This is a genomic window from Streptomyces sp. NPDC041108 (genome assembly GCF_055592645.1).
This window is the reverse complement of the sequence record NZ_JBVIYK010000006.1, coordinates 459037-474712: the sequence shown is the minus strand read 5'-3', so window position 1 is coordinate 474712 and position 15676 is coordinate 459037. Positions and strand designations below refer to the sequence as shown.

18 protein-coding genes are annotated in these 15676 nt (G+C 73.7%); 7 read left to right on the top strand and 11 right to left on the bottom strand.

All coding sequences use genetic code 11. The annotated features are described in order from the left end of the window. Positions 1-53: 53 nt before the first annotated feature. Positions 54-323 (bottom strand): DUF3311 domain-containing protein, encoded by a 270-nt coding sequence (locus tag ACZ6BB_RS20335; protein ID WP_471616547.1) that lies wholly within the window; start codon positions 321-323, stop codon positions 54-56. 195 nt (positions 324-518) lie between these two features. Between ACZ6BB_RS20335 and ACZ6BB_RS20330 the strand changes: the two genes are divergently transcribed. From ACZ6BB_RS20330 to ACZ6BB_RS20310, 5 genes are read left to right on the top strand one after another with little or no spacing between them, the layout of a single operon-like run. Then, positions 519-2075: a sodium:solute symporter family protein gene (locus tag ACZ6BB_RS20330; RefSeq protein WP_471616546.1), complete on the top strand. Its 1557-nt coding sequence runs from the start codon at positions 519-521 to the stop codon at positions 2073-2075. Continuing rightward, complete coding sequence (locus ACZ6BB_RS20325; protein WP_471616545.1) at positions 2072-2737, top strand: SigE family RNA polymerase sigma factor; 666 nt, start codon at positions 2072-2074, stop codon at positions 2735-2737. Before ACZ6BB_RS20330 ends, ACZ6BB_RS20325 begins: the two co-directional genes overlap by 4 nt. Further along, complete coding sequence (locus tag ACZ6BB_RS20320) at positions 2734-3027, top strand: hypothetical protein (protein ID WP_319363818.1); 294 nt, start codon at positions 2734-2736, stop codon at positions 3025-3027. Before ACZ6BB_RS20325 ends, ACZ6BB_RS20320 begins: the two co-directional genes overlap by 4 nt. A 59-nt stretch (positions 3028-3086) precedes the next feature. After that, a complete protein-coding gene (locus ACZ6BB_RS20315; RefSeq protein WP_471616544.1) occupies positions 3087-4889 on the top strand; it encodes a glycoside hydrolase family 15 protein in 1803 nt (600 codons plus the stop codon). A 5-nt stretch (positions 4890-4894) separates the two neighbouring features. Continuing rightward, entirely contained in the window at positions 4895-5650 is a 756-nt protein-coding gene (locus tag ACZ6BB_RS20310) for an SDR family oxidoreductase (RefSeq protein ID WP_471616543.1), read from the top strand. 24 nt (positions 5651-5674) lie between these two features. On the opposite strand, the gene amaP is transcribed toward ACZ6BB_RS20310, so the two are convergent. The 5 genes from amaP to ACZ6BB_RS20285 all read right to left on the bottom strand — a co-directional run bounded on the left by amaP (position 5675) and on the right by ACZ6BB_RS20285 (position 8082). Beyond that, positions 5675-6253 (bottom strand): alkaline shock response membrane anchor protein AmaP, encoded by a 579-nt coding sequence (gene amaP / locus ACZ6BB_RS20305; protein ID WP_471616542.1) that lies wholly within the window; start codon positions 6251-6253, stop codon positions 5675-5677. A 6-nt stretch (positions 6254-6259) separates the two neighbouring features. Next, complete coding sequence (locus ACZ6BB_RS20300; protein WP_471616541.1) at positions 6260-6973, bottom strand: DUF6286 domain-containing protein; 714 nt, start codon at positions 6971-6973, stop codon at positions 6260-6262. Next, positions 6970-7344: an Asp23/Gls24 family envelope stress response protein gene (locus tag ACZ6BB_RS20295; protein ID WP_471616540.1), complete on the bottom strand. Its 375-nt coding sequence runs from the start codon at positions 7342-7344 to the stop codon at positions 6970-6972. Before ACZ6BB_RS20295 ends, ACZ6BB_RS20300 begins: the two co-directional genes overlap by 4 nt. Further along, positions 7341-7526, bottom strand: a complete 186-nt coding sequence (locus tag ACZ6BB_RS20290; protein WP_086755272.1) for a hypothetical protein — start codon at positions 7524-7526, stop codon at positions 7341-7343. Before ACZ6BB_RS20290 ends, ACZ6BB_RS20295 begins: the two co-directional genes overlap by 4 nt. A 70-nt stretch (positions 7527-7596) precedes the next feature. Beyond that, positions 7597-8082: an Asp23/Gls24 family envelope stress response protein gene (locus tag ACZ6BB_RS20285; protein WP_471616539.1), complete on the bottom strand. Its 486-nt coding sequence runs from the start codon at positions 8080-8082 to the stop codon at positions 7597-7599. 86 nt (positions 8083-8168) lie between these two features. Between ACZ6BB_RS20285 and ACZ6BB_RS20280 the strand changes: the two genes are divergently transcribed. Further along, positions 8169-8900, top strand: a complete 732-nt coding sequence (locus ACZ6BB_RS20280; RefSeq protein WP_471616538.1) for a nucleopolyhedrovirus P10 family protein — start codon at positions 8169-8171, stop codon at positions 8898-8900. A gap of 46 nt (positions 8901-8946) precedes the next feature. Here ACZ6BB_RS20280 and ACZ6BB_RS20275 read toward each other — a convergent pair whose 3' ends face one another. The 3 genes from ACZ6BB_RS20275 to abc-f form a co-directional block, all read right to left on the bottom strand. Continuing rightward, complete coding sequence (locus ACZ6BB_RS20275; protein WP_471616537.1) at positions 8947-9738, bottom strand: enoyl-CoA hydratase/isomerase family protein; 792 nt, start codon at positions 9736-9738, stop codon at positions 8947-8949. Positions 9739-9897: 159 nt separating this feature from the next. Beyond that, a complete protein-coding gene (locus ACZ6BB_RS20270; protein ID WP_006123601.1) occupies positions 9898-10119 on the bottom strand; it encodes a helix-turn-helix domain-containing protein in 222 nt (73 codons plus the stop codon). 361 nt (positions 10120-10480) lie between these two features. Further along, positions 10481-12079 carry a ribosomal protection-like ABC-F family protein gene (gene abc-f / locus ACZ6BB_RS20265; RefSeq protein WP_471616536.1) on the bottom strand — a complete coding sequence of 533 codons (1599 nt, stop codon included), beginning with the start codon at positions 12077-12079 and terminating at the stop codon, positions 10481-10483. Positions 12080-12333: 254 nt separating this feature from the next. Between abc-f and ACZ6BB_RS20260 the strand changes: the two genes are divergently transcribed. Beyond that, positions 12334-12762: a VOC family protein gene (locus ACZ6BB_RS20260; RefSeq protein WP_471616535.1), complete on the top strand. Its 429-nt coding sequence runs from the start codon at positions 12334-12336 to the stop codon at positions 12760-12762. 39 nt (positions 12763-12801) lie between these two features. On the opposite strand, the gene ACZ6BB_RS20255 is transcribed toward ACZ6BB_RS20260, so the two are convergent. Beyond that, entirely contained in the window at positions 12802-14100 is a 1299-nt protein-coding gene (locus tag ACZ6BB_RS20255) for a hypothetical protein (protein WP_471616597.1), read from the bottom strand. 349 nt (positions 14101-14449) lie between these two features. After that, positions 14450-15577, bottom strand: coding sequence for an alpha/beta hydrolase (locus tag ACZ6BB_RS20250; RefSeq protein WP_471616534.1), 1128 nt, complete (start codon positions 15575-15577; stop codon positions 14450-14452). Positions 15578-15676 lie beyond the last annotated feature (99 nt).

The window sequence follows — 15676 nt, the reverse complement described above, 5'->3', positions numbered from 1 at the left end:
CGGCTCCTGATTTCAACGGGTGTGCGGCAGGGAGAAGCGGGGGCGGGTGCGGCTCAGTGATGTCGGTCGGGGCGCTGCCCGTCCGAGCGGCGCCCCTCCGGGCGGCGGCGGCCGGTCAGCGCGTACGCGGCGAGCAGGCAGAGGCCGCATCCCGGGACCCAGGCGAGCTGGTACCAGTAGAAGAACGGCGTTCCCGCGAGCCGTGGCTCCGCACCGGCGTACCAGGGGACCCAGAGCAGTCCCGCGGCGGGGGCGAGGAGCAGGACGGCGCTCGCGACGCGCCGTAGTCGCTGGTGAGCGTGGTGTGCCGGGGTATGTGCCACGGGCCGTTCTCCTCTCCCGATCGCTGTGGGTCTGTGCAAGAGTTGCCCACCCGACGGATCCGGTTGACAGCGAATTCCAGAAGATTCCCCGAAGATTTCTCGCCGCCGCGTGTCCTCCGAACCGGCCGTCCGCGCAACCAACACGCGAGGGCCGAGGCACACCCGGGAGCCCAGGCACACCAAGGACGGTGACCCATGGCGGACGCAGCCATGACCGCGACGTTCCTCGCCGTGATCGGCGGAGCGTCGCTGCTCGCCGTCACCGCGCGCCGGCTGCGCCCCTCGGACCGGCTGCCGTCGCTGGAGGGGTGGGCGCTGGCCGACCGGAGTCTCGGCCCGGTGTGGACCTGGCTGCTGCTCGGCGGGACGATCTTCACCGCGTACACCTTCACCGCCGTGCCGGGCCTCGCGTACGGCAACGGGGCGCCCGCCTTCTTCGCGGTGCCGTACACGGTGATCGTCTGCCCGCTGGCCTTCGTCCTGCTGACCCGGCTCTGGGAGGTCGCCCGGCGGCACGGCTATGTGACGGCCGGGGACTTCGTGCGCGGCCGGTACGGTTCGGCGCCGCTCGCCCTGGTGGTGGCGCTGACCGGGATCCTCGCGACGATGCCGTATCTGGCGCTGCAACTGCTCGGCATCAGGGCGGTGCTGACGGCCGGGGGCGTCTATCCGAAGGGCGCGGCCGGTGACCTCGTGATGGTGGCGTTGTTCGCGGGGCTCGCGGTGGCGACGTACCGGCACGGGCTGCGGGCGCCCGCGGTGATCTCGGCGCTGAAGGCGGTGGCCGTCTTCGTGTCGCTGACCGCCGTGTGCTGGCTGGTGCTGGAACGGTTCGGCGGTCCGGGCGCGGTCTTCGAGGGGGCCGCCCGGCGGCTCGGCGGCACCGGTGTGGAGGGATCCGCGCTCCTGTTGGCCCCCGAACAGCAGCCCGCCTACGCCACCCTCGCACTCGGCTCGGCGCTGGCCCTGCTGATGTACCCGCACGTCCTGACCGCCGGGTTCGCCGCCGACGGGCCGCGCACGGTCCGCAAGGTCGCCGTGGCGCTGCCCGCCTGGACGGGACTGCTGGCCCTCTTCGGGTTCCTCGGCATCGCGGCGCTCGCGTCCGGGGTCCGGGCGCCGGAGGGCGGCGCGGAGGCGGCCGTACCGATGCTGGTGGACCGGCTGATGCCGGGGCCGCTGGCCGGACTGGTGTTCGGCGCGATCACCGTGGGCGCGCTGGTCCCGGCGGCGGTGATGTCGATCGCGGCCGCCACGGGCTTCGTCCGCAACGTGTACGTCGAGTACTTCCAGCCCACCGCCACGCCCAAGCGCCAGGTGCGCATCGCCAAGGTGGTGTCGCTGACCGCGAAGGTGGGGGCGGTGGCGTTCGTGTTCGGGCTGCGGGACCAGGACGCCATCAACCTCCAGCTCCTCGGCGGGGTGTGGATCCTGCAGATCTTCCCGGCGGTGGCCGTCGGCCTCTTCACCGGACGGCTGCACCCCCGGGCGCTGCTCGCCGGATGGGGCGTGGGCATGCTGACCGGCACGTTCCTGGTGGTGCGCGAGGGCTTCTCGTCCATCGTGCTCCTGGGCGGCGGCACGCTGGAGATCTACGCCGGCCTGCTCGCGCTCCTGCTCAACCTGACCGTCGCCGTCGTCGGCACCACGGTCCTCGAACGGCTCGGTGTCCCGCGCGGCGCCGACGCGACCGACCTACCGTCCCGCCTGACCGTCAGGCGGCGCCCCGAGACGGGAGCGAGCAACCCGTGAGACGCAGACAGCACCTCCGTGTGCCGGTGCCCCCGCCGGCCTCCGCGCCCCTGGCCGCCGCCGGGCAGCCCCGGAGCCAGGTGCCGGCCCCGGCCGAACCCCTGGTGCCGCACCCCGGACAGGTCCCGCACCCCGCCCTGCCGCCGGGCGCCCTCGGCGATCCCGCCGACGTGGAACGGGAGGCGGGCGTCGCCCGGCTGTTCGAGCTGCACTACTCCTCGATGCTGCGGCTCGCGGTGCTGCTGGGCGCCGACGACCCCGAGAACGTGGTGGCCGAGGCGTACTACCAGATCTACCGCAAGTGGCGGCGCCTGCGGGACGCCGAGGCCGCGGAGGCGTATCTGCGGTCGACGGTCTGCAATCTGACCCGGATGCGGATACGGCACCTCCAGGTCGCCCGCAGGCATGTGGAGACACCGGCGGCCGAGGAGCCGGTCGCCTCCGCCGAGAGCACCGCGCTGCTCCACGACGACCAGCGGGTGCTGATCGGCGCGCTCCAGCACCTGCCCGCCCGGCAGCGGGAGGCCCTCGTGCTGCGCCACTGGCTGGGGCTGAAGGAGAGCGAGATCGCGGCCGCGATGGGCATCTCCTGCGGCTCGGTCAAGACCCACACCGCACGCGGCCTCGCCGCCCTGACGCAGGCGATGGAGGCCCGGCGATGAACGACACCACCGGCAACGACACCGGCCGGGACCGCACCGAGCGGGAGCTGGCCGAGGCGCTCGCCGCGCTGGCGGGCGGGGTCCACGCCGCCCCCGACGCCTACCGCACGGCCCGCGGCGACTGGCTCCGCCGCGAACGCCGCCGGCGGCTCGTCCTCGCGGTCCTCGTCCTCCTGGTCTTCGCCCTCGCCACCCTGCTCGGCCTCTGGGTGCTCAACCAGGCCCCCTCCGGCTCGGGGGTGATCTTCTCGGGAGTGGGAGGGACCACGGCGGGGACGGGGCCGGGCTGACGCTCCCCCTCCGGATCCCGCCGGATTGATCACCCCGGGCTACGGGAACCCGCAACCCCGTGCACCCCCGCATCGAGGACTACGCGCTGATCGGCGACCACCAGACGGCTGCGCTGGTGAACCGCCACGGTTCCATCGACTGGCTCTGCCTGCCCCGCTTCGACTCGGCGGCCTGCTTCGCGGCGCTGCTCGGCGACCGGGAGAACGGGCACTGGACGATCGCGCCGCGAGGGGGCGGGACCTGCGCGCGCCGGGCGTACCGGCACGACTCGCTCGTCCTCGACACCGAGTGGGAGACCGACGAGGGCACGGTACGGGTCACCGACCTGATGCCGCAGCGCGACCGCTCCCCCGATGTCGTACGGATCGTGGAGGGGCTGTCGGGCCGGGTGACCATGCGCAGCACGGTGCGCCTGCGCTTCGACTACGGCTCGGCCGTGCCGTGGATGCGCAGGTCGGACGGTCATCGCGTGGCGGTCGCCGGCCCGGACTCGGTGTGGCTGCGCAGCGAACCCGGGGTCCGGTCCTGGAGCGAGGACCGCGCCACGTACGCGGAGTTCACCGTCGAGCCGGGCGAGAAGGTCGCGTTCGTCCTGACCTGGCACCCCTCGCACGAGCCCCGGCCCCGCCTCGTCGACCCGTACGACTCGCTGCGGTCGAGCCTGCACGACTGGCGGGCGTGGGCGGCGCGCTGCCGGTACGACGGCCCGCACCGGGACACCGTGGTCCGTTCCCTGATCACCCTCAAGGCCCTCACGTACGCCCCGACCGGGGGGATCGTCGCGGCCGCCACCACCTCGCTGCCCGAGGAGGTCGGCGGGGTCCGCAACTGGGACTACCGCCACTGCTGGCTGCGCGACTCCACCCTCACCCTCGGCGCGCTGCTGTCCTGCGGCTACCAGGAGGAGGCGGAGGCCTGGCGTGACTGGCTGCTGCGCGCGGCTGCGGGCGACCCGGCCGACCTGCAGATCATGTACGGCCTGGCCGGTGAGCGCCGCATCCCCGAGTACGACCTGCCCTGGCTGTCCGGGTACGAGGACTCGCGTCCGGTCCGGGTCGGCAACGACGCCGTACGGCAGTTGCAGCTGGACGTGTACGGCGAGGTCATGGACTCCGTGTTCGTGTCACGGCGTGCGGGTCTGCCCGACAAGCCGGACATGTGGCGGATGCAGTGCGCGCTGATGGAGTACCTGCGGACGGCCTGGCGCAAGCCGGACGAGGGACTGTGGGAGGTGCGCGGGCCGCGCCGCCACTTCACGCACTCCAAGGTGATGTGCTGGGTGGCCGCCGACCGGGCGGTGCGCACCCTGGAGGACGACCCGACACTGACCGGTGGCGACCTCGAAGGCTGGCGGGCCATGCGCGACGAGATCCACCGCGAGGTCTGCGACCGCGGCTACGACCCCGACCGGGGCACCTTCACCCAGTCGTACGGCTCCCGCGAGCTCGACGCCTCGCTGCTGCTCATCCCCCTCATGGGCTTCCTGCCGCCGGACGACCCCCGGGTCGTCGGGACCGTCGACGCGATCCGTGCGGAGCTGAGCCATGAGGGGCTGGTCCGCCGCTACGGACTCGACCACCGCACGGCCGCGGCCACCTCCGTCGACGGTCTGCCGGGCGGTGAGGGCACGTTCCTCGTGTGTTCGTTCTGGCTGGCGGACGCGCTGCACCTGACCGGCCGCACGGCCGAGGCGCGCGAGCTGTTCGAACGGCTGATGGGGCTGGTCAACGACGTGGGCCTGCTGGCGGAGGAGTACGACCCCGTCGCGGGCCGGCAGCTCGGGAACTTCCCGCAGGCGTTCAGCCACGTCGGTCTGGTGGGTACCGCCCTCGCCCTCTTCGGCGGGCAGGAGGCAGGATAGGGGTCATGGATCTTGGGCTGAAGGACCGTGTCTACATCGTCACCGGAGCGACCCGCGGGCTGGGTCACGCGGTCGCGCGGGAACTCGTCGCCGACGGCGCGAAGGTGGTCCTCACGGGCCGCGAGGAGGAGAGCGCCGGGGCGGCGGCGGCCGCGCTCGGGGCGAACGCGGTGGGTGTCGCCGTGGACAACGCCGACCCCGCGGCCGCCGGGCTGCTGATCGCCGCCGCGCGCGACCGCTTCGGGCGTTTCGACGGCATCCTGGTCAGTGTGGGCGGGCCGGCGCCCGGGTTCGTCGCCGACAACACGGACGAGCAGTGGACCGCCGCGTTCGAGTCGGTGTTCCTCGGGGCCGTCCGTCTGGCGCGGGCCGCGGCCGAGGAGCTGGGCGAGGGCGGTGTCATCGGCTTCGTGCTGTCCGGGTCCGTGCACGAGCCGATTCCGGGGCTGACCATCTCGAACGGGCTGCGGCCCGGGCTCGCCGGGTTCGCCAAGTCGCTCTCCGACGAGCTGGGGCCGAGGGGCATCCGGGTCGTGGGTCTGCTCCCGGCCCGCATCGACACGGACCGGGTGCGCGAGCTGGACGGGATGTCGGCGGATCCGGAGGCGACGCGGGCCGCGCACGAGTCGCGCATCCCGTTGCGGCGGTACGGGCGGCCGGAGGAGTTCGGGCGGACGGGGGCCTTCCTGCTCTCCCCCGCCGCCTCCTATCTGACGGGGATCATGCTGCCGGTGGACGGCGGGATGCGGCACGGGTTCTGACACCCGCGCGCCGCGGGCGGGCCCTCAGCCGACCCGCTCCGCCCGGTGCCGGGCTCCCTGCAGTCTGATCTCCGCGGGGAGTTCGGCCAGTCCCGCCGAGTCCCTGGCGTGGGACAGGGCCTGCGACGTCAGGGTGTGCAGGGCCTCGCCCGGATTCACGTGGGGCCGGAGGAGGAGGCGGATGCGGGCCTCGGGGGCGTGCCGGCGGCCCGTCAGGCGGGTGTGGGCCCGTTCGACGCCGTCCGCCCCGGCCGCCTCGGTGGTCAGGACGCCCTCCAGCGCCCGCCCGCGCAGCAGCGCACCCTCGCCGTCGCCGGTGTCGACGAGCACCTCGGCGAGCCGGTGGCGCCGCAGGACCACCGTCAGCCACCACAGGGCGAGCAGGACGAGTACGGCGAGTACGGCGATGACGGTGGGCCACCACCAGCCGGAGTCGTGCCACCGGGTCCGGTCGGCGTCGCTGAGCAGGACGTCCTCACGGCCGTCGTGCGGCCACCACGAGGGCGGGTCCGCACCGAGTCCCACGGCCAGCACGGCGCCGCCGCCGACTGTCAGCAGGAGCCCGACCAGTCCGAGCAGCACCCGGTTCACGGTCCTCGGCATCGGGCCTCACCCCTTCCGGCCGGGCCGGCGGACATGCACCGACAGCGCGGGCGGCCGGGACAGGCCGAGCCCCCGGATGCCGTCGGCGAGCGTGACGTCCAGGTCGGCCCGTACCTCGTCGAGCTCCCGGAAGTGCGACACCGCGCGGACGTCGACCCGCTTGCGGCCCGCCCGGACGCGTACGGACCGCACACCGGACACCTCCATGGCCCGGTCGCGCAGGGCCAGCGCGGCGGCGCCCCGGTGCAGTCCGGCCCGGACCCGGGGGTGGACGCGCCGCATCGGCAGGACGTCACGCAGCCCGGGGGTCGCGGCGAGCAGCAGCAGCCACAGCCCGAGGAGCACGGCGACCGAGGCACCGGCCAGCACCCAGGGGTCGTCGAGGGGGCGCTCGGCGAGCTCCCTGGCCAGTGAGCGGCGCCATTCCATCGCGGCCCGCCCGGCGCGGACGGCGACGACGTCGTACAGAAGGAGGCCCGCGCCCCCGAGGAGCAGGACGGCGAGGACGCCCGCGGGGATTCTGCGCGCGGACCAGAAGCGCTTCTCGCCCCCGCCCTCGTCGTCGCGGAGGGACGGCGGATCGTACGCGGCGGCCGAGGCGGACTGATCGGCGTCGCGGCCGGCGGCCGTCCCGCCCGTGGCCGCCGCGTCCGTGTCGTCGGTCTTCTCGATGACGGGTAGTCGTCGTGTGGTGCCTTCGGAACGCCGGGGTTCGCTCATCGCGTCCTCCCCTGTGCCACGTCGTGTGCGTGCGCCGGGTGCAGCCGTTCCACCGTGACGGCCACCTCCGACACGTGCATTCCCGTCAACGTCCCTACCCGCTCGATGACATGACGACGCACCGCAGCGCATTGGCCACCGATGTCCGAGGGGTACGGGAGCCCGAGCATCACATGGACGCGCGCGGTCTCGTGGGCGACCAGGACGGTGGCGTTCGGGGGCGCGGAGTCCGGCGCCGGCGCCACCAGTGCCTCGCGCGCCGCCTGCGCGGCGATCTTCGCGACCACCCGGTCGGCGATCCGGATCGCCCCGCGCTCACCGGGGTCGACGGCTCCGCGCTCCGCGGGCCGGCCGCTGTCCACCGGGTTCACCGGCGTCGGTCGTCGCGCGGGCGGAAGAAGTCGCCCAGTTCCAGGTCCCCCTCCAGGAACCGGCCGACGACGAAGCCGACGGCACCCAGCGCGGCGACCAGCAAGAAGGCACCGAAGCCGCCGAAGTACCCGGCGAAGCCCAGCGCCATCCCGGCGATCATGCCGATCATGGCCAAGCTCATCCAGCGCTCCTAGACACTCGCGGACTCCTGACGTACGTGGTGGGCCAGGTGCTCAAGGCGGGGGTCACGCTCACTGCAGCCGGGAATCGGGCTCCTCGTCCTCCTCGTCGGGCAGCTTCACATCGCTGACCGCGATGTTGACCTCGACGACCTCCAGGCCGGTCATCCGCTCGACGGCCGCGACGACGTTCTCGCGCACGTCACGGGCCACGTCACCGATGGACACCCCGTAGTCGACGACGATCTCCAGGTCCAGCGCGGTCTGCACCTCGCCGACCTCGACCTTCACACCCCGGGTCACGGACTTGGCCCCGCCGGGCACCCGGTCCCGCACGGCCCCGAAGGTCCGGGACAGCCCGCTGCCCATGGCATGGACGCCCACGACCTCCCGCGCGGCAAGTCCGGCGATCTTCTCCACGACGCCGTCGGCGATGGTGGTACGCCCCCGGCTCGCCGGATCTCCGCCGCCGCGCCGGGTGGCCCTGCGGCCGGCCTGCGGCGATTCCTTGGCGGCGTCGGGCGCTTCCGTCCGGTTCCGCTCCGTCATGTCAGTCATGCCGTACGTCCCTTCCGGTCAACCCCCTCAACCCACAGTAAGCGCGGTTGCGGCACCGCGCGCCGGGGATGCGGCAGGGTGGAGGAATGACGGCGGACGGTTGGACCGAAGCGGTACGCCGGCAGCTCGGGCCGGGCCGTGTGCTCCCCCTGGGCGGCCCGCGGGACGGAGCGTGGATCACGGAGCGGGCGGCCGAGTCGGTACTGCGCCGCGCGGCCGCCGCGCTGCGGGGGCTCAGTCTCGGCACGCTCCGTATCTCGGTGGCGGACCCCGACGGGCAGGAGGCGGCGGTGCCCCCGCCGCCGAGCGCGCTCCCCTCCGGCCCACTGCGGGTCACGGTGGACTTCGCGGCCCTGGCGGGCCTGGCCGCCGAGCCCTTCCCGGCGACGGCGGCCCGGCTGCGGGGCGTCCTCGCCACCGCAGCCGAGGCGGGGCTCGGCCTGCGGGTGGCGGAGGTGGATCTCCGGCTGACACGCCTGCTGGAGGAGGACGAGCGGGCGGTCCCCCAGCCCCCGGCCCGTCCGGCCGCCGCGCCCGACTCGCCTGCGCCCACCGGCGACGACGAGCAGGCGCGCGCGGCCGCCGCGGGGCTCTCGGTGCCCGGCGTGAGCCGTCTGACCACCGTCCTCGGCGCCTCCGGCACGTCAGGGCCCGTCCTCCCCCGCCGCCATGTGCTCGTGGACCTGAGGGTGACGGAGGAACGACGGACCCTGGACGTGGCACGCGAGGTGAGAGCGGCGGTGGGCGAGGCCCTGCCGGACCATCCGTCGGTGGCGGTGCTCGTCACCGCGGTGACGGGCGGGGCGGCCCTGGTCTGACCACCGTGGGACCACCCCCCGTGGACTGTCCGCCGTGGACCGTCGGCTACTCCGCGATCCCCGCGAGGTCCCGCAGGCGCCGCGCCTGGGCCGCCCGCTCCGCCGCGCGCTGCCGGTCGTAGTCCCGGTCCACCGCTCCCCGCAGCAGCGCCTTCGTCTCGATCACCGCGTCCCGCGGCGCGGCCACCAGTGCTCCGGCCAGATCGCGCACCGTGTCGGCGAGCTGGTCCCCGGGCACCGCGAGGTTCGCGAGCCCGATCCGCTGCGCCTCGTCCGCCTGGACGAAGCGTCCGGTGAGGCAGATCTCCAGCGCGCGGGCGTACCCGACGAGTCCGACCAGGGGGTGCGTGCCCGTGAGGTCGGGCACCAGCCCGAGGCTTGTTTCGAGCATGGCGAACTGCACGTCGTCGGCGACGACGCGCAGATCACAGGCGAGGGCGAGTTGGAAGCCCGCACCGACGGCGTGTCCCTGCACGGCGGCGATGGACACGATGTCGTTGCGCCGCCACCAGGTGAAAGCCTCCTGGTACTCGGCGATGGTCGAGTCGAGCCCGGCGTCGTCACGGCGCGCGAGATCGACGAAGGACGGCTCCCCTTCGATGCCTTCGGGCGTGAACATCTGCCGGTCGAGGCCGGCGGAGAACGATCTGCCCTCGGCACGCAGCACGACCACACGGACGGAGCCCGGCACCGACCGCCCGGCCTCGGTGAGCGCCCGCCACAGAGCGGGGCTCTGCGCGTTGCGCTTGGCCGGGTTGGTCAGCGTCACCGTGGCGATGGCGTCGTCGACGGTGAGCCGTACGCCGTCCTGGTCGAGCAGCGGTTCGAGCGAAGCCATGGGGCGCCTCCGATGAGTGCGGTCAGCCGAGCGATGGAGCATGCTAAGTGACTGCACAGTAACCATCCGGCCGGCCGGGGCTCCCCGCAGGTCCCTCACGGGCCCTGAGGGACGACCGACCGGATGGTCACCATCGAAGCCGATGGACCGCCCGGCGCGTCAGGCCGAGGCGGCTTTCTTGCCCCGCGTCGCGCCGCCACGCCCACGGAGCGTGACGCCCGATTCGCTGAGCATCCGGTGTACGAAGCCATACGAGCGGCCGGTTTCCTCGGCCAGCGCCCGAATGCTCGCACCGGAGTCGTACTTCTTCTTCAGGTCTGCCGCGAGCTTGTCGCGCGCGGCGCCGGTAACCCGGCTGCCCTTCTTCAGAGTCTCGGCCACCCGGTCCTCCTCATGGGAAGTGCGCTCTGGTCTCCTCATGATCACCCCTCCGGGGCGCGATGGCCACCCATTCGGCAAGGTCCGTGGGACAAGGTTGTGACGACAGGAGCGCGTACTCACGAGCGGAAGCTGTGATTCCGCACAGGGTTGTCCGTACACCCGAACGGGTTGTTCCACGAAGTACCAGGTCAGAGACGCACGACGGCCGAGCCCTGCACACACAGGGGCTCGGCCGTGAAATCGATGGAGGACACACCTCGGTACGAGGAGATCTCACACAGATGGTGGATCACGGATGGGCCGAATGATCCAGAGGAAGTTGATCAACCGGCAAGCTCCGCCCATCCGATCGGATGTTCACTCAGGCGAGCGCCACGAGATCCGCGTAGTCCGCGCCCCACAGGTCCTCGACACCGTCCGGCAGCAGGATGATCCGCTCCGGCTGGAGCGCCTCGACCGCTCCCTCGTCGTGGGTGACGAGCACGACCGCGCCCTTGTAGGTGCGCAGCGCGCCGAGGATCTCCTCGCGGCTCGCGGGGTCCAGGTTGTTCGTCGGCTCGTCGAGGAGGAGGACGTTCGCGGACGACACCACCAGGGTGGCGAGCGCCAGACGGGTCTTCTCACCACCGGACAGGACCCCGGCCGGCTTGTCGACGTCGTCGCCGGAGAACAGGAACGAGCCGAGCGTCTTGCGGATCTCGACCAGATCCAGGTCCGGGGAGGCGGAGCGCATGTTCTCCAGGACCGTGCGCTCCGGGTCGAGGGTCTCGTGCTCCTGGGCGTAGTACCCCAGCTTGAGGCCGTGGCCCTCGATCACCTGGCCGGTGTCGGGCTTCTCGACCCCGCCGAGCAGGCGCAGGAGGGTGGTCTTGCCGGCGCCGTTGAGACCGAGGATGACGACCCGGGAGCCCTTGTCGATGGCCAGGTCGACGTCGGTGAAGATCTCCAGCGAGCCGTACGACTTCGACAGGCCCTCGGCGGTGAGCGGGGTCTTGCCGCAGGGCGCGGGCTCGGGGAAGCGCAGCTTGGCGACCTTGTCGGAGACCCGGACCGCGTCGAGGCCCGCGAGGAGCCGGTCGGCGCGCTTGGCCATGTTCTGCGCGGCGACCGTCTTGGTGGCCTTGGCGCGCATCTTGTCGGCCTGCGAGTGCAGCGCGGCGGCCTTCTTCTCGGCGTTCTGCCGCTCGCGCTTGCGGCGCTTCTCGTCGGCCTCGCGCTGCTGCTGGTAGAGCTTCCAGCCCATGTTGTAGACGTCGATCTCGGCGCGGTTGGCGTCCAGGTAGAACACCTTGTTGACGACCGTCTCGACCAGGTCGACGTCGTGGGAGATCACGATGAAGCCGCCGCGGTAGGTCTTCAGGTAGTCCCGCAGCCAGACGATCGAGTCGGCGTCGAGGTGGTTGGTCGGCTCGTCGAGGAGCAGGGTGTCCGCGTCGGAGAACAGGATCCGGGCCAGCTCGATACGGCGGCGCTGACCGCCGGAGAGGGTGTGCAGCGGCTGGCCGAGCACCCGGTCGGGCAGGTTGAGCGCGGCGGCGATGGTGGCGGCCTCGGCCTCGGCGGAGTATCCGCCCTTGGTGAGGAACTCCGTCTCCTGGCGCTCGTACTGCTTCAGGGCCTTCTCCCGGGTCGCGCCCTGGCCGTTGGCGATGCGCTGCTCGTTGTCGCGCATCTTGCGGATCAGCACGTCGAGGCCGCGCGCGGAGAGGATGCGGTCGCGGGCGAGGACGTCGAGGTCGCCGGTGCGGGGGTCCTGCGGGAGGTAGCCGACCTCGCCGGAGCGGGTGATGGTGCCGCCGGCCGGGATGCCCTCGCCGGCCAGGCACTTGGTGAGGGTGGTCTTGCCGGCGCCGTTGCGGCCCACCAGACCGATGCGGTCGCCCTTGGCGATGCGGAAGGTGGCGGACTCGATGAGGACGCGGGCACCGGCGCGCAGCTCGACGGCGGAGGCGGAGATCACGGACAGACTCCAGGGCGGATCGGGGGTGGCGGGTGGGCGGCTGAGGACGTTCCCGCCGTCTAATGCGCGAGGAGAATGGCCATGGGCCGATTCTAACTGGGGGCGGCAAGCGGTTTTCCGCCCGTGTGACAAGGGATCACGTGGTCTCGGTCACCGGCGCGCCGGGCCCCGCCGCGGCCCGTTCGCCGCCGGGGCGTTGTCGGTGGCGGGTGCGAAACTGGGCAGCGGGTCGTATTCCGGACGACGGAGAGGTCGTGATCGGTATGACGGGCAGGAGCGAGGGACGTCCGAGCGTCTATCCGACATTGCTGTACGCGGACGCGAAGGCCGCCATCAGACAGCTCACGGAGGCGCTGGGCTTCACCGAACTGTCGGTCTACGAGGGCGAGGACGGCGTGGTGCAGCACGCCGAGCTGACGCAGGGCAACGGCGCGGTGATGATCGGCTCCAAGGGCAGCGGCAGCGTCTTCGACGGCGCGATGAAGGGCGCGGGGCCCGCCGGGGTGTACATCGTCGTGTCCGCCGACGACCTGGACGCCCACCACCGGCGGGCCGTGGAGCACGGCGTGGAGATCCTGACGCCCCCGACGGACCAGGAGTACGGCTCGCGGGACTACATGGCCCGGGACGCCGAGGGCAATGTGTGGAGCTTCGGCACGTACGCCCCCGAGACGGGCGGCTGACGCGCCTCGGCCGGGCGGCCGACGTGCTCGGCCGCCCGGTCAGCTGCCTCCGGTGTGCACCTGGAAGGCGGCGCGCCGGACGGCCTTGGCGAGGGCCGGGTCGGGGTGGGCGGCGGCGAGGGCGACCAGGACCTGGACGGTGCGGGGGTGGCCGACCGCGCGGACCTCGGCGAGCAGCGCGGGGACCGTGGGCTGCACCGCGGACTCCAGGTGCCGGACGAGGAGCGGGGCCTCGCCGTGGTCGGCGACGGCGGCGGCGGTGTCCACCCAGAGCCAGGTGGACTCCTCGCGGGTGAGGACCTCGTGGGCGTCCTCGGGGTCGGCGCCGTCGTGCTCGGCGAGCCAGAGCAGGGCGTAGGGGCGCAGCGGGGTCTCGTCGGCGACCGTGCGGACGTCGGGCTCGGCGGGGGCGCCGACGACGCGCAGGGCCTCGAAGGCGAGGCCCCGGATGAGGGCGTCCTCGCCGCGCGCGGCGGCGATCAGTTCGGTGACGGCGCCGCCCACGGGACGGGCGGCGAGCCAGGCGCGGTACTCGGCGCGGGCCGCGTTCGGACGGAGCTGGGCGCAGCCTCTGAGCATGTCCTCGGCGGAGACCTCGATGTTCCCTGCGGGGCTCTGCGCGGCGACGCAGATCTGCTCCAGCTTGACCCAGACCGCCCAGCTGCCGAGCGGGGTGAGGGTGGCCTGGGCGTCGCCGTAGGTGAGGGCGCCGACGGAGGCGAGGGCGCGCAGGGACCAGTCGAGGAGCGGGGCGAGGGGGGTGTCCCCGGCGGGCTCGGGGCTCGGCTCGGGATCAGGAGGTGCGGCGCGTGGCGCCTCGTCAGAAGAGTGGTGGTGGGCGACGGGTGGGACGTAGGGGACCTCGCAGCGTTCGGTGCGCAGTTCGGTGACCCGCTGCTCCAGGAGGTCGAGGAGCTGCTCGACGGGGACGGGCCCGGCGGAGAGCTGGAGGAAGGAAAGCACCTGGGGCATGGCCGACACGACCTCGGCCACCGCCGCGGGCTCGCGGTCCTCGGGCTCGGGGTAGGCGATGGACCAGGCGTCGAAGAAAGCGACCCAGCCGCGCAGCACGGCGCTGTCGTCGCGGTGCCAGGCGCGCAGGCGCCACCCGGGGCGCGCGCTGTCGCCGTGCACCTCGACGAGGCCGGCCAGCCGTGCCGTGTCCCAGTCGTGGCGGACCTGATCCGCGGTCAGCCCCAGATCGGCGGCGGCCCGTTCCGCGGTCGCGGCGGAGAGGGTGCCCTTGCCGTCGGGGTTCGCGCCCTCGCGGCCGGGGCGCAGGGCGGTGTCGGCCCAGTGGGCGACGCGGGCCGCGTCCGCCAGGACGGCGCGGGCCATGCGGGCGAGTTCCACGGGCGGTGGTGTGCCCTCCGGGGGCCGGGGGGCCGGTCGGCGGCGCTGGGTCACTGCTGCTCGGGGAGCGGCGGCCAGGGTTCGCGGGCCGACGAGGCGGAGCCTGGAGTCGCGCGGGTTACGGGACGTCACGGGGGCAGTCTTCCGGTTGACGGTCCGAAAACCCAAACGGAATGTCACAGCGGGCGACAGGGGTGGCCAACGCACCGCGTCTCCACGGGCTCCCCCGGGGTCGGCGCGGACGGGGATCGCGTCGGCGCGGCGCTAAGCGGAATGTGGCGTACCTCTCTGTCGCGAGCGGGTTCCGGCGGGGCTCCCGACGACCCCCGGCCGCCTATCCGAGCGGGGTGAGGAAGCGGCGGAGGCTCTCCTCGTACGCCTTCGGGTCGGCGTTCCACATGGCGCCGTGCGGGGCGTGGCGGACCGTGCGGAGGGTGACCCGGTCGGGGCGGAGGGCGGCGAGGCGGCGGGAGGGGGCCCAGGGAGCGACGGTGTCGTCGGGGCCGTGGAAGAGCAGGATCGGCACCCTGATGCCCGACGGCGTGGCGTCGTGACCGGCGGGGGCGGCGCGCAGTCCGGTGCGCCCCTGGGCGGCGCGGACCGCGAGGGGCAGCAGGGCCCCGGGCGTGCGGCGGGCGGTGGCGAGGGCCCGCAGGGTGGCGGTCCAGTCGAGGACCGGTGAGTCCAGGACCAGTCCGGCGACGCGGTCGCGCAGCGCGGAGTGCGCGGCGGCGCGCAGGGCCATCGTGGCGCCGGTGGACCAGCCGTACAGGACGACCCGCTCGGCGCCGTTCCGGACGGCGTGCCTGAGGGCGGCGTCCACGTCGCGCCACTCGGTCTCGCCGAGGTGGTTCAGGCCGTCCGGGGAGCGGGGGGCGCCCGGGTCGCCCCGGTAGGCCGGGGCGAGGACCGGGAAGTGGTGGCGGTGCAGGGCCTCCATGACGTTCAGGGTGTGCTCGCGGGTGGCGCCGAGCCCATGTACGGCGATCACCCAGGTGTCCCGGGCGGCGGGCACGAACCAGGCGGGCAGGGTGCCGAGTTCGCCGGGGATCTCGACGTCGTCGTGGTCGAGGCCGAGCGCGGTGCGGGGGTCGCCGACGTGGAGGCCGGGGGTGAGCCGCACCTTGTCGCCGGGCTCCAGGGTGCCTCGGCTGACACGCTCCAGGCGGCGTACGACCGCGTCCGGGGCGTGCGGGGCGCCGCTCAGCACGCCGCCGACGACCGCGTGGGAGCCGTTGCCGGTGAGGCCGTAGGTGCCGGGGCGCTGGGAGGCGAAGGCCCGGGTCAGCGCGATGCGGCCGGCCGCGGTGGAGTGCACGGTCAGCCGGGGTTCGGTGGGCAGCGGTTCGCCCGGCGGCGCCTTCAGCGCGACATCGCTCGCCAGCCGGCCCGCGGCGACACTGACCGCACCGGCTGCGAACGCGACCCCGAGGGCCGATGCTGCCGCTCTCACTCCACGCACGGCTCCAGTGTCCCGGCGGACCGCGCCGGGGGCCAGTGGGCGTGCGTACGGGGGTGACCGGGATGCGCCGGGCGAATGCGAGAGCCGACCCGGCCCCCC

Coding starts and splice junctions, on each gene's coding strand:
- ACZ6BB_RS20330 (WP_471616546.1), top strand. CDS start 519: ATGGCGGACGCAGCCATGACCGCGACGTTCCTCGCCGTGATCGGCGGA.
- ACZ6BB_RS20320 (WP_319363818.1), top strand. CDS start 2,734: ATGAACGACACCACCGGCAACGACACCGGCCGGGACCGCACCGAGCGG.
- ACZ6BB_RS20310 (WP_471616543.1), top strand. CDS start 4,895: ATGGATCTTGGGCTGAAGGACCGTGTCTACATCGTCACCGGAGCGACC.
- amaP (WP_471616542.1), bottom strand. CDS start 6,253: ATGCCGAGGACCGTGAACCGGGTGCTGCTCGGACTGGTCGGGCTCCTG.
- ACZ6BB_RS20300 (WP_471616541.1), bottom strand. CDS start 6,973: ATGAGCGAACCCCGGCGTTCCGAAGGCACCACACGACGACTACCCGTC.
- ACZ6BB_RS20290 (WP_086755272.1), bottom strand. CDS start 7,526: ATGAGCTTGGCCATGATCGGCATGATCGCCGGGATGGCGCTGGGCTTC.
- ACZ6BB_RS20285 (WP_471616539.1), bottom strand. CDS start 8,082: ATGACTGACATGACGGAGCGGAACCGGACGGAAGCGCCCGACGCCGCC.
- ACZ6BB_RS20280 (WP_471616538.1), top strand. CDS start 8,169: ATGACGGCGGACGGTTGGACCGAAGCGGTACGCCGGCAGCTCGGGCCG.
- ACZ6BB_RS20275 (WP_471616537.1), bottom strand. CDS start 9,738: ATGGCTTCGCTCGAACCGCTGCTCGACCAGGACGGCGTACGGCTCACC.
- ACZ6BB_RS20255 (WP_471616597.1), bottom strand. CDS start 14,100: ATGGCCCGCGCCGTCCTGGCGGACGCGGCCCGCGTCGCCCACTGGGCC.